Raw genomic sequence first — 15,858 nt, 5'->3', positions numbered from 1 at the left:
AACATAGAAGAGTTGAGTAAAACGTAGAAGAGTTGAGTAAAACACATAAGAGTTGAGTAAACTTAATAAAAGTGGGTCTGTAAATAACTTTGTGTATCAACCTAAATCCTGATATAAGGGTAAGGGTTGATACATTTTTTTATTCCAATTTCTCTAACTTTCCTTCTCCAACATCTCATTTTTTAACCTCACTTATATTAAGTCAAATGTCGATCTCGTTTCACTTTCTGACAGGAAAGTGTCAGAAGGCGACCTCGTGAACTTTCTTTTAAAAAGTTCACGCCAATCTATCATAATATGTTTTTCAGGTATAACAACCTCCAACTATTAACCTCTCACTTCTCATTTCCAACCCATCTCTTCATCAACTTTACTCCGGCACTGCAAAAAAATGAAAAACAACGAATAAATATTACAAAAACTCCCACGCCAAGTACAACAACACGCAGTATTAAAAAATCTTCAAAAGCTGAATTTATTCTTAAAAAAATATAACTAAACTAAGTCCCAACACCTGACGCAAAGAAAAATAAAGACAAAACGAAAGCCACTAGCCAATTACAAAAGCAAAAAATATTGAAACCAAAACAAAAAAATATTGAAACCAAAACAAACAAACCTTTACACATACATGTTTACCCGATTAAAGAGATAGAGAGAAAAAATAAAAACACAAAAGGAGCTCAGGCAACAAGCCAAAAATCATAAAATTAAAAAAAAGGTACAATCTATTGAAAATATTACAAAAAAGTAATAAAGATGAAATAAAAGGGCAAAAGTACTTATAAAAACTTGATTTTTTCAAGAAGTCGTTTACACTTAAATTATAAGTAAAATATGAATAATCATTGGAGTAATTAAACAAATTTTAAAGATCCATTAGTTAATACATAATTTCTAATCTTAAAATTTTTACTTCGATTTTATTCAACAATAATTTAACAACAGCAATTTAAAAGAATGTATACTTGCAATTCTTGTAATTTTTTTTAACTAAAATTATTTAATTCATTGTTATGCTACTAATAACGATTTTTTGACGTGGAGCATATCATATCGTTCCGCTAGGATAAAGAAATCAAATCATAATAGAAAATATTTCAGGAGGAGACATGAACAGCAAAACATTTAGGCGAATATCATCGGGCCTACTAAGTTTGATACTTGTTTTACAAGTATTAGTGCAACCAGTAATGGCGGTTCAAAACACGAACGACTTGCCAACAGAAACAAAGACAGAGGAAATGAAGAACGATGCACATTCAGAAACCATAATTTCCCCTGCAGTAAAAAAGAAACTCAGTCCTTTAGAGCTTAACTACGTCAACAGACTGGAAGACGATAGCTTTGCATTTCTAAGAGGACCTTTTGTGATGAGTTCAGAAGAAGACTTTGACATCAAAGACTACACATTTGTAGAAAAAGATGAAAAAGGCAAAGTTTCTATTATAAAAGGAGAAAATCTAGAAGAGTTCTCCAATATAGACGAACTTAACAAAATCATAAAAGAGTATAGAGAAAACTATGAGTTATATAAAGAAGAAAAACTTCAAGAATTAGAACCCGTAGAAGTATTACTTACAATAAACTACAAGGAATATGACGAGCTTTCAGTACCACTAGTTATAAACGACCTAGAAAATAAATACGAAAGCACAAAGAACGAAACACTTACTCTAAAAAGAGACGAAGAAGAACTAACAAAAGAAATCTTTGTTAATAGTTACAAAGACCTTGAAGAACTTCTACTAAGCTTCAAAGGCGAAGAAGAAGTAAAAGACCTAGACATTATAAAGGTAGAAAAAGTTTATTCTGGAGAAGAAGACGAAGACACAATCACAGTAGAAAAAGTTTTTGAAGAAGTTCTAGAAGAAGCCCACGAAGACGAAAACAAGGTGACTTCACTAAACCTAGACGAACTAGACCCAGGATACAAATACATCTTTACACTTGAGTCAAAACAAGTTAAAGACGACAACAAGGTTTTAACAGAAATAACTTCACTAGAAAAAGACCAAGAAGAAAAAGAAGTAGAAGAACTTGGTAAGACTATAGTAGAAGAAGAAACAGAAGCAGAAGAAGCTACTGAAGAAACAAAAGCAACAGAAGCAACAGAAAAAGAAGAAACAAAAGAAAATGTTCAAGAAACAAAAGAACAAAAAGAAAAAACTCCTCAAGAAAATAAAATAGATGATAAAAAAGAAGTTACAGCAGAAGAAGACGAAAAAGTTCAAGAATTCGAAAAAGCTTTAGAAGAAACAAAAGAAGAGATAAAACAAGACCCTAATAATAAGGAAGAGAAAAAGGGCGTAGTAGAAGGAATAAAAAAACTTTTCGGCCTTACAGATCTACAAAAGGCAGATAAAGAACTAAAAGCTGCACTAAAAGACGAAAAGAATGGACTAGAAGAAATCCAAAAACTTCTAAATAGCTTCGAAGAAAAGTACAACCTTTCAAGAGAGGAACAATTAAAGCTAATGGACGACAATGGCGACGCCATAAAAGCTTTAATTGCAAAAGACGCTGATGAAAACTTTAGACCATCTATGCTTCTAGACATTGGCCCAGAAGTAAACCCACAAGCTGTGGGAGCTGGAGACCTTAATCTTGAAGGTAAGAAGTTTAATGTAAGAACAATCTTCCAAACGTCAAATATTAATGGACCGATTCAAGACTATCAATATTTTAAAATTCATTTGGACGATGAGCTTACTGTAAACGATCCTAGTTCTTTGCCGCCAATAATATATAATCAAAGGGAAATAGCGATACCGTCATATGATAAGACATCAAACGTTATAACATATAAAATGAACGGGAAAATTCCTGAAAAAGTCGAAATCCCTCTAAATATACCAGTGGACTATAACCCATCAAAAATAACGCTTGATAAAGATGGTACATTTACAGTTACTAACAAGGTAACAGGACTTGGAGTGACTAACCCGAAAGATTTAATACCAACTCAAGTTAATAAAAATGGTGAAATAGTACATCAAATTATAGAGTCAGGTAGAAATGATGTTACTCAGATAGTAGAACCAGATAACAAAAACTACAAGGTATACCTAGATGGTTATTCAACACCACATATCGAAGACAAACAACTAAAGGGATACTACTGGACTTTCAAGATAACATCAAATACAGACTTGAAGTCACTAGGATACAAGGCTAACTTTACAACGGTAAAGGGGTCAGGTCTTGGAGATATCGAACAAGTCAAGATGAATGGAAAAGATGTTGAATTAACTGACCAACTTGGTGGAAATCTTGGCATAGTTGACTCTAAACACCATAATCTAACAGAAAATGGAGTGGAAGAAATAACCTATACCTTCTATACAAAGGCTACAGATGTACAAGCAAAGTACATGATGGACTTCTCACTAGCCCTTACAAATCAAAACAAAGTTGGAGCTAAGAGATTTATAGTAGATGAAGGTTATAACACAGATAAGATTTCAGATGCAACTCCAAATAGAGTTGGTATGAACAATAGAACTACTATTTTTGGTGAGTTTACTTCAAATACTATGACTAAGTGGACTGTAACTGATGCAGTTTCAACTGGCGACACAGAAACGAAGCTTCCATTAGAAACAAGAAAGTTTGAAACGAATAAACAAGAGTTGGCAAGTCCATCATATATAGCAGTTTATGGCCTTGACAATGAAGGTAAAATGGTTGCTAAAAAGAGTGAAGAACAAATTACAAAAATTCCTGAAAAAGGAACAAATCCAAATACCAACCAAGATGTAGGAACTATTGCTGTTTATGAATATAAAGCGAAAGTAGGGAGTGACAATGACCCAGCACCATTAACCCTTGGTGGAGTAGCTATCTCAAGATTCCAAGATATCTACGTTAACCAAGAATGGTCATTAGCTCCAGGCACAAATATGCCAGAGCAAACCATCAAAGCAGGGGATGCTAGAGTTACTGTTCCAGAAGAACAAGACCAAAATAAAAATAGCAGAAAATTCACCATCCCAAATGTCAAAGTATGGTCAATTGACAATGGTAAAGCAACAAAAACAATGCCAAAAGTTGTACAAGACCTACCAAAGACAGAAGGAGAAGGTAATAATGCTGTAAAATATTACGAAAACACCAACTACTTTGGCAAAGCTGATATAAAAGAATATTTTATCCACAACAGAGCAACTAAAGATGTAAATGAAAAATTAACCACTTTCTCAATTGTAAAAATTGACAAGAATAAGAACAAAGATGGTACTGAGAAAAAATTACCAGGCGCGACCTTCAAATTACTAGGTGCAAATACAGGAACAGACGACAGACTAGTAACTACTGACTCAAATGGTAAGGCAAAATTTTCTAACATCTTACCAGGTTCTTACACACTTGTGGAAACAAATGCACCAGCAGGATACAAAGTTGGCGACGATATACAAGTTACAGTAGATAATCAAGGCGGAGTAAACATAGGCCAATCTCCTAATGCTACACTAGCAGGAGGAAAAGCATCTACTGGCTATGCAGAAGACCAAAATTACCCAGACTATATGAATGCGTCTTTCTACGGAACAGTAGATAATAACGGTAAAACAGTATCCTATATATACCTACACCCAAAAGGAGGTACAACAAATAGAGATACTAGAATATCTTTAGTTCCAACAGGTGGAAGTATAACAAACGTTGAAATGTTTGACGTTGATCCTAACACTACATGGAAAAACACAGTCTATACTGCCATGGAAAATCAAACGGTAGATAAAATATCAAACCTAGGAATCAATGTTATAAATGAAGAACACTGGGACACCATAAAAGGACAAAAAAACTTTACAGACCGTTACACAGGAGACACTGGCTACCAAATCAAAATTCCAAAGAAAAGAATGGAAAATGAATGGGGATTCTTGATCAAGGTGGAAGGCCAAAAGAATGCAGACGCAACAGCACCAGGCTTAACTTTCAACTGGCTAACAGACGGTAACAACGATTTTGTTAAAAACAACGCTAAAATCCAAACCTCTGTCACCATTTCAGGCAAGGGAGACACATCAGAATCAGTTATAACAATAACTAACGAATCCTTCAAAACTAGACCTGTACAAGTTGACAAAATTGACCAAAATAAAGACAAACTACAAGGTGCTAGATTTAAGATAATGGATGAAAAGGGAGAGGTCATAAAGACTGTTGGTACTGACAGCGAAGGTAGGGCGATCTTTGGAGAAATGCCAGAAGGAAAATATGTAATTGAAGAAGAATCAGCTCCAGACGGCTACCTAAAATCAAATATTGTATTTGATGTTACAGTAGACTCTTCCAACAAAGTGTCCTATAAGGCTAGATTTAAAGATGGCAAGGGTACACCAGTAAATGGCTATGACTACATCATAGAAAACGAAGAATCAAGTCAAAACCCATCTGACACCATAGTTACAAATGTAAAGGTAAACAAGCTTGAAATCTGGGAAAATGAACCAGGTGACATTGGTATTAGGCCAGGAGTTTGGGAAGCCTACCGCTATGAATCATTAAAATACAATGCTGATATAGACCTTTCAAATGTGTCATCAGGATCAAGGCTTAAAATTCAATTTGACCCTAACCTAGACTTTACTCAATACGTAAATGACATGCCTAAAGCCTATGAAAAGGGAGTAGTTGTAGCAGAACCATATTTCGACTACAACACCAATACTCTAACCTATGTATTTAATGACAATGTTTCAAGCCAGTATACAAACTTCAAGCTAGAAATAAAGGGTATTATCCCATCTAAATTCTATGCACAAAATAACGGCACTTACTATTTTACAAACGTAGTAGAGCCAGGAAAGACAGGTGTAACCGGTTTTCAAAGTTCAGAAGCGGCTATACCTTCAAACTATGAAACCTATGATACAAGCTATAGTACACCAGCTCAATCTTATTACTTTAGAGACGTGTATCAAGTAGGAAACGAATGGTATGTAACAGCCATAGCCTACTACAACCCATTAGTGGATAGTCACAGAGGAGCAAGGACGCTAAAGTTCAACTGGTCATCAACCAAGAGAAGAAACGATTTGAACATTGCAAGATGGCCAATAGAAGGTGAAATGCCAGCCTTCAAGCTACAAGACGTAAAAGTCTACCGTGTTCTACCATCAGTTTATAATGGTAAACTTACAAACGAACACAACATGCCACTATCCTTTGGTATTAGGCCAGACCAAGACCCTGGTACCTATACAATGGTATATTCTAGAGCGATTAATCCAGATAATAGGATTAGGTCTGACAAGCAAGGCAATATAACTCTTGATTACGACCCAGACGAAATAAAATCAAAGGGTACGATTAACTCCTTCTCGCCATTGAGATTGAGGATGCCTGCAATATCAGGGCAAGATGAAGGTTATGTAATAGAACAAACCTTTAAAGTTACTGACATGCCAAGATGGAAGAGACTTTGGAGAACCTTCTACATGACAAACGGCAACCTAGAATCAGCCTTCACAACAAAGGTTAACGAAAATAGAGCTATAGCTGACCAAACAGGCAAGGAAGTACCAAAGTTCTATATTCAAAAAGTTAAGCTAATTAATAAGAAATATACACCAGGTAACTTCACAATCACAAAGAGAAATGATGCTGATAGAAATACACTTCTACAAGGAGCAGTATTCTCCCTAACAGGTGATGATGATAGGACCATCTATAGGACTACAGACCAAGATGGTAAGATAAACTTCACAAACCTAAGACCTGGTAACTACAGACTAGAAGAAGTCACAGCACCAGAAGGATACAGTAAGGTAGACTCTGTATGGCAAATTAACGTTAACTCCCAAGGGGTTGTAACTATTACAGAAACTGGACTAAATGCTACTGGACAGTCCATCGTTGGTAACAATATAAATATTGATATTACAAATAAACCAACGGGAACAGACTTCAACGTCTATAAAAAAGATGACGAAAACAAACCACTTAAAGGAGCTAAATTTACTCTAACTAAGCAAGGAGAAAATACTCCATTTGCAACTGGAACTTCAGATGAAAATGGTAAAGTTACCTTTGATAGGAAACTAGAAAAAGGCACCTATATCCTTCAAGAAATTGAAGCTCCATCAGGATATAAGAAGCTTGACAAGAAGTGGGTAGTAGAAGTAACTACAGAAAGTGGTAAAAATAAAGCTAAAATCTATAACTATGTAGAAGGAAAAAAAGAAGGAACAGATGATACAGTCAACCAATCACTACTTGGTGATGATGATGGCACAAAATGGGTTGACGTAGCCCATAGACCACTTACAGGTTGGGACATTTACGACAACAGATGGGGTGGCTATGTAGATAACCGTAGAGACCCATACAAAATGGGTACTAGAATTATCGGTATCAATAAAGATAAAAAATATGTCATTCAAAGATATATCATCAATCCAGAAAAAGCAGCCATGGACCTAGACAATGCTATTATTCACAGGGAAAAACCTTGGTATAACAACATGACTTGGTATGCTGGCACTGAAGATATCAAGGCGTTTATACTAAAAGACGGACCAGCAGTAGGTAATGTTGAAGACCTAAGACTAGGATCCTACAGCTTAGATACCTTAGAAATTAATACAGGTAAGAAAGATATAACTACAGGCTCTATACAATATTCAGGCAACCAAAAAAGGATGACCTTGAATTTCTCAGACTCTGTTAAAGAAGCTGTTAAGTCTGGCAAGCCTCTAGTAATAGACGTTAAAGTACCTTACACATCAGAAGACGGTGGAGTAGGTACTGGTATGGACCTTACAGCAAATAACACAGTCTACTGGAAATCTGACTACTACGAAAGTGTAGGAATAATTCCTGAAGGAGACTTAGTTAAGCCAAAAGGCGACCAAAAACAAGAAGATATCAAGGGTGGTTATATATCAGAAGACTCCCTAGACGTATCAAACACTCAAGAAAGATACAACTTCAGAGTCCAAAAGGTTAAAGAAAAGAAGAACGATTCTGATACAGCAGACGCTATATCAGGAGCAACTTTCAAGCTTCAAGGACCAAAACCATCAAGGGCAGAAAAATGGGAAAAATCCGATAAAGACGGCTATGTAAAGTTCAAAGACCTAACACCAGGTGTCTATACCTTAAAAGAAACAGGACCTGCCCTAGGTTATGAATACCAAGACACAACCTGGACAGTCACAGTCACCAAAGAAGGCAAGATCTACTTTAGAGACAATAATCCTGGTGGTACAAAGCCACAGCCAAGTGGACCACAATGGCAAGAGGTAAATGACCTTAATTCGCCTAATGCAGGTAGGGATAGAAGACAAGCTTCTTATGATACCAACCCTTATAACGCAGGCAAGGCTCTTAAGACCTATATTACTGAAGTGGATATAGCAAACAAGAAGTTCAAACAAGTATTTATTTTAAATAAAGCAAGAAATTACTTGGATAATCCAGAGCTTCAAATCCACTCATATCCAGAAGATAAAAATCTTTCAGATTCAAATACTAAGATTTTATCAATTAAGGAAGTAGGAGCAGACTCAGAACCTGACAAAATTGTAAGTCCAGGAAATGATGTGCCATTCACACATAAGATAGGAACAAAGAGAACCAATGATGGCAGAGATATTGATAGAATTGTAATCAATACCACTGTTAGCCAAAGTAAGACCCTTATGGTAGAAGTAGAATCAAGTCTACCTAACTCAGGTGCATTTGGCTTAGGAATGGACTTCATAAATAGGGGAACTGCATGGGGAGCGGAAAAGTATAACTCTATTAATGATGTTAACCTAGAACCACTTCCAGAAAACAAAGATTCTACAGGCAAAGACAGATCCTACTATCTAGCAGATGGTCCAAATGCCATAGGAGGAAACACAAGTCCTATTGCATTAGCAACACGTTCAATGAAACTAAACCTATTGAACATGACAGCAGGACTTGAAATAGGAGATAACTTAGTAGGCAATCCAGTAGGAGCAAGCAATATAAGTGAAATCAACTATGATGTAGACTCTAGCAATGCAACTATTAAAGTAAATGCAGGAGCTGTTGATACTACAGATGGTACAAGAACAATAAATGTATCTGTTAAACCTAAAGAAAGTGGAAACACAGGACTAGTTGGTAAGAATTTACAATATGTATTCATGATAGATAGGTCAAGAGATGCTGCTACAAATATAAAGACAGCAGACACACCTACTATAGACAAGAATATTAACAAATTCTTGACAGATTTGGCAGAAAAAGCCAAAGCTAATAACGCCAATATAGATATAACATTTATTGAATACTCAAAGAGTGGCGCAAAAGTTTTAGGATCTTATAATCAAGACCTTATGAACCTATACAATTCTGCAAACTCATTCACCTACAACATGAAAACTAACGCCTTTAATGATAGGAACAATGTTACAGCTAAAGATATTTTAGGAAAAGTGGGTATAAGTGCAAGACCAACAAATAGAAACAGTACGGATGATGGTTCACAAGTATTAAATGGAAACATCAATAATTACTACAACAATATTGTAGGAAATGGCAAAAAATACGACAAGAGAATTGTTCTAAACGTTGCAAACTTTGATGTCACTAAAGCTACCTACTATCTACCAAATTCTTGGGATAGAGATTTTAAGAAATACTATATAGCTGATAATAACTGGCCGTTTAGGGATCCAGGCAAGCAAGATAAGGATAAGATCTTTGATTCTTACATTCTTCATATAGAACAAAAATCTGGTCAATGGACAAATTATGAAGAATACATGGGTAACAACTCGGGAACTTGGAAGATTGAGAAGGATACATCAAAAACAGCAAATGGTATCTACTCTTACAAGGGGTTCCTAGAATCAAATCTTATGAAAGATGAGTACCTAAAAGGAACTCCATCAGAAGATGCAAATATAGTAAATAATGCAAGCATTAACATTGGTCTAACTGATCAAGTTAAGATTAAAGAAGGCCCAAGTGCAAATTATGGAAACATAAACAACACTACAACTAACGGATTTAACTTGACTGGTATCAACCTAAAAAAAGGCCAAATACTAAACTTAAGTTACACAATTAACTTAAAGAATACTGCATCAGATAATACTGACTACACTATTCATAATGTAATGAAATATAAGCCAGACCAATCAAGTGCAGATGTAAACCTTGATACAACACCTGGTTTGATTACAAAGAAAGTAAAAGACCTTGTAACAGTTACCTTTGATCCAAATGGTGGTCAAGGATCTATGGAACCAGTAAGTCGTGAAAGAAATACAGAATACGAATTACCTGCCAACACATTTACTCATCCACAAAACCTAGAGTTTAAGGGATGGGATGTAAGTGGACAAATTAAGCAACCAGGTGAAAAAATAACCCTAAGTGCCAGTGTAAAAATCAAAGCAACTTGGGGAGATCCGGGACCAGCTCAGGCTACAATAACATTTAGCCCAGGCGAAGGATCAGGATCAATGGAAAGTCAAACTGTTGAAGTTGGTACAAGCTATAAATTACCACAACCAAAAGGCCTTACCCCACCAACTGACAAAGTCTTTGACAAGTGGGATGTAAATGGAACAAAATATGATCCAGGCCAAACTATTACTGTTAACGGTCCAACAACTGTAACAGCCACATGGAAAGAAAAGCCTTACTTGACCGTTACAATTGCACCTGGCCAAGGTTCTGGAACAAAGGTTGAAATAGGAGTAAAACAAGGTGGCCAATATACCTTAAAGACTCCAGGTGAATATTCATTTACAGCTCCGACAGGAGACTGGGAATTTGACAAATGGTCTATAGATGGTGTAGAGAAAAACCCAGGCGACAGCTTTAAAGTCAATAAAAACACAACTGTCTATGCTACATGGAAGAAATCTTCAACCCAACAAGACGGCTTCAAGGTCACTTTCGGACCTATGTCAAATGGTTCGGTTAGTGCAGAGCCTGAAGAAGGTTTAAATGAAGGTGAAGAAGTAACATTAACAGTTAGTCCAGATAAGGGATATGTTCTTGATAAACTAACAGTGGGTAATGAAGATGTAACTTCTAAAGTAAATGACTATGACAAGTACACTTTCCAAATGCCTAAGAGTGATGTGGAAGTAAAAGCTACTTTCAAAGAGTTCGTAGACCCACTTATAAACTTCAAACCTGAAGATGGAAAAGACATCCTAATCAATGGAGATACGCCTAAACTACCACAAATTATCAACAGACAAGTTGGTATCGAGCTTAAACTATTTAAGAAAAATAGAGAAGGCCTAGGTCTTCCAGGTGGTAAGTTTAAGTTGAGTAAGACCGATGCAAATTACCAAAATCCAGAAGAAGGCTTTACAGTAACAGCCGAATCAGACAAAGATGGTAATATAACCTTCCTAGACCAGTCAGGCAAGCCTATCAAGCTTCAAGCAGGCTACTATACTGTAGAAGAAACTGAGTCACCAAAGGGTTATAAGAAAGCGTCAGACGTTTGGAAAATCCATGTTAAGAATGATAGTGGAAAGATGTCAGCAGAATACTTCGCTCCACAAAAAACATCTGGACAATTTGTAAATGATGACAAATCTTATGGTGAATCAACAGTTAACACCAACCTTAACATCAAATACAAGTCTAAGATAACTCATATTGACCCAGATGCTAAGACCTTTGTTCAAAGAATTTACATCGATATGAGAGGTTACGGTGGAAAAGAAAAGGTCAACTTACAAATTACTCCAAAACATAAGAGAGAAGAAACTGACTACGCACCTGATAAAGAAGGCAATGTTATTCCACCAGAGACAAATAAAGAAGGTCTAAAGACAGCTTATAGGACAACCTACAAAATCAACAATCCTAAGGTTGATATGACAGAAAATGATGTTAATGACGTTCTAAAATACTACGACTTATCTAAGAAAAACGTAGAAATGGTAAACACAGCTAGATGGAGACCATTTGGTTGGGGATTTGACGAAGATATTCTAAACCTAGAACCAGGAGGAGTATACTTTATCGACGTGGAAGGTTACTATGACGATGCTTTAATAACTGGTAAGGCAACTAAGGAAATAGACCCAGATACTAAAAAGCAAAAAGATCCTTACGATAGAACAGACATCAAACCAGAAGACCTTAAGAAACTTGAAATGGACTTTAAGTTCTATAATGGACCAAGAGAGTTCCATCAAGCAGTCTACAACGAAAAAACAAATAAAATTGAGTGGAAACGTGTAGATTATCCTAAAGGCAACTTCCTAGCAGGTAACCAAGCCCTTAATGCATATTACAAGGCTAATAATATAACTGGACCTGACGGCAAAATCAAAGAAGTTAGTATCCTAAGTAGGGAAGGTGGTAAGATTGTTCCATCAATCGAAGTTGACAAATGGGGCGGTACGCTTAAACCAAATGCAACCATCCACACTGCAGCAGATATCTCAAGTCTATATACCGAAACAAAACCTGAGAATGCCAAGGAAATTCCAAAAGATGGCCTTGACCTTATAAACGAAGAAGAAGTTTATAACATCACTTTCTCTAAACATGGACGTGATGGTACAGGAGATGAATGGGGAGATAACAGTAAAAATATAACTGACAACAGACTAGAAGGTGCAATCTTCAAACTAGAAAAGAGAGTCGGCAACTCTAACACCTACGAAGACGTACCAGGATCATATGTATCCTCAGCCTTCAACGGCTACTTTGGATTTAGAGGCCTTGGACCAGGTCGTTACAGACTAAGAGAAGTAAAGGCTCCGAAAGGATACAGACCAATTAATGAGCCGATACTCTATATGACCATAGCTTATGAAGAAGCTCAGATAAATGAAATCACTCATGAGACTATTACACCAGGTAGAGGAGCTATTACAATAGAGTATGGTGAAAACAACAGTATTGTAAGATATGCAGGTGCAAATGCTTCAGGTAGTGGTAAGCTAGTAGACTATGTAACAGCAGCCACAGCCAAGAACATGGGTAAGATTATCAACGAAAGACCTGGTAAAGGAAAAGTTGAAATCACTAAGCTTGACGAAAATGGAAAACTACTTCCAGGAGCTAAGTTCAAGTTAACTAGAATTACAAGTAAGGAAGCTATAGAACCAGGCGAAAAGGAAAAACCAGATGGTATTTACACTGGTACTGTAGATGAAAATGGTAAACTAGTCTTTGAACTACTTCCAATAGGACAATATATTCTACAAGAAATAGAAACTGTTCCAGGTCACGTTCTTACAGACCAAACATGGCAGTTCACAGTCGGAGGTAATGGTCTAGACCCATATATAGACGATAATAGTACAGGTGGTAATGATATAACAACATCACTTGAAATAGAAAAATCAGAGCTCAAAGTACTAAGACCTAATGAGGATACGGATCAAGGAAATAATCAAATAAGGCCTCATATAGGAGAAAACTTACAATTCTTTACAGACTTTAAGATAAAAGATGGTACAAAGATAAAACCGGGAGATTACTTCACTCTTAAATTATCAGATAACATCGACCTAGAAGGAGTAAAGAGAGGCTCAGATGACAATTTCAACCTATTTGCAGACGGTATAGGTACTGTAGCCAAGGCTAAGTACGATAAAGAAGCTGGCACAATAACCTACACCTTTACAAGATATGCAGCCCAATACACATTAGAGGACTTCTCAAATGTATTGGCAGCAAATATAACATTAGACAAGGTTAAGAATACTGGCTGGCAAAAAGTTGGAGTTGGTCTAGGAAAAGATACAAGTAAATACAAAGATTTATATGTATATTATGACGTAGATGTAACAAGACCAGGTAATAATAACAACTTACTTGGTATGTCATCAAAGATTGTAAGCTTCAATGTAGAAACTGGTGAATTTGTTCACTACATCTACCTAAATAGAGATAGAAACAACACTGGTTATAATAACTATTTTGAATATCAACCAAATGTAGCGGTTAATGATTTGAAATTTGAATATTTCGATTTAGTTAATAACTACTATCCTTACTACTATGCACCAGCTTCATACACTACAATGCCAGCATCATTTGGAGTTAATGAAAATGATAGTAATCTTAAAAAAATACAAACTGTAACATTCGGCAATGTGGAAGCTGATAGTGAAAACGCGGCTGAGATAGGTACCTTCCCAAGTACAAGATCTACTATTGTCAAGGTATCAGGTAAGGTAGATAAAGAAGGATTCAAATACTTCAAGGGTATTGCAAAAGTATACAGCCCTTATCAATGGTATGGCCAAACTTATGCAAACTACTACATGCATAGATGGGATCAAATATTTGCCTACACTCACGAGGCAGACGCTACAGGCAAACTAGAAATCAGTGCAATCAACCCAACTAACAAAGTAATATTCAGGAAAATGGACGAAGGTGGAGTTGCCCTAGCTGGAGCAGAGTTCTATCTTGTTAAATACAATGAAGATGCAAAAGATTATCGTAAAATAGAAGGTACAGATAAAACATCTGGCAAAGATGGACTAGTAACCTATGAAGAGCTAAGCCCAGGCAAATACGCCCTAGTAGAAAAATATGCACCTGAAGGTTACAGAAAGATAGAAGGATATGTAGTTGAGTTCGAAGTTGATAAGGACGGTAAGATTACAAGAGAATCTACTCAAAAAGAGACAAAAGAAAAGAATCTTACAGATGCTAAGAACTTAGCAATCCAAAGGCTAAACGAAATAGGAATAGATTCAAAAATTTATTTTGAACCAATTTCAAAAGCTAAAACTATTGAAGGTTTAGTAACTTTAGTTAAAGAACTTGAAGCTGCAAAGGGTCCAGAACATAAGAGTATATTACCAGAAGACTTTGGTAAGCCTTATAGGATTCCAATGGATGATATACCTTATGAAGTTATAAACTATAAGGACATCAACTTTGTAAAGGTAGATGGTGATGATATATCCAAGAGACTAGCAAACGCTAAATTTGATCTTTACTACAAAGAAAAACAAGATGGCGAATACAAAAAGCTAGAAAATTATAAAGATGTAATCAAGTCAGACGAGAAAGGTAATTTCAGCCTAAAGATTTCAAAAGATGGATTCTATGCGCTTAAAGAAACTAAAGCGCCGGCAGGATATACACTAATACCAGGTTATATTAAAGAATTTAAACTTGACGGTAGTAAAGTTCAAGTCCTTGAAAAAGATCCATTAAAAACATCCCTAACCAAAGGCGATGGTGGAAAGCTTACAAGTGAAATCATAAAAGTAGATAAAGAAAATGGTACGTTTACACAAAGGATAATAATAAATCCTAACCATGATACTTGGAAGTTTGATGCTCCAGGAACCTATCTAAGATTCCTAGAAAATGGTTGGAAAAATAATAAAGAAGGAATGGTAGCAAGTCAAACAGGTCCTCTAGTAAAGGCCGCAGTTCTAGAAAAAGGCAAAACTCTTGATAACTTAGAAGAAAAAGACTTTAATGATGTAGTTTCTCTAAATCCATTTAAAATAGGAGACGCTACGGTACTAAGATATCCAGTAAGAAGCCTATTTGGACAGTCTCATGCTAGTGATATGATTGAAACTAATAAAGCCATAGTAGTAGAGATGACAGGTCAATTAGATAATAAAAACAATCCAGTAGATATTGGACTTGACCTATATTTCGACAGGACAACTCTTGACGAACTAACCTATAAACTTGATTTAAATAATCTTTCAAGTAAAGAACCAGTTTATGTCGACAAGGTTGACGATACACCTATTCAGGTTGAAAACACTAAGACCGAATACCCACTTACAGGTGGAATTGGGGCACTAATATTTGCTATAATAGGAGCAGGATTAATGACTGCAGCCTATATAGGATATAAAAGAAAGAAGGTGATAGAATAAAAGACTATCACCGAGGGGT

General features: G+C 35.9%; 1 protein-coding gene. It reads left to right on the top strand.

The window, feature by feature from the left end; all coding sequences use genetic code 11:
- Positions 1-1,112: 1,112 nt before the first annotated feature.
- Positions 1,113-15,839, top strand: a complete 14,727-nt coding sequence (locus L6651_RS04680; RefSeq protein WP_237036840.1) for a SpaA isopeptide-forming pilin-related protein — start codon at positions 1,113-1,115, stop codon at positions 15,837-15,839.
- Positions 15,840-15,858: the final 19 nt, after the last annotated feature.

This window comes from Mediannikoviicoccus vaginalis (assembly GCF_928097925.1).
Taxonomy (GTDB): Bacteria; Bacillota; Clostridia; order Tissierellales; family Peptoniphilaceae; genus Mediannikoviicoccus; species Mediannikoviicoccus vaginalis.
This window is presented reverse-complemented; position numbering and strand designations above follow the sequence as displayed.

Bases quoted from the DNA above. Each gene is read 5' to 3' on its own strand.
- L6651_RS04680 (WP_237036840.1), top strand. From the start codon at position 1,113: ATGAACAGCAAAACATTTAGGCGAATATCATCGGGCCTACTAAGTTTG.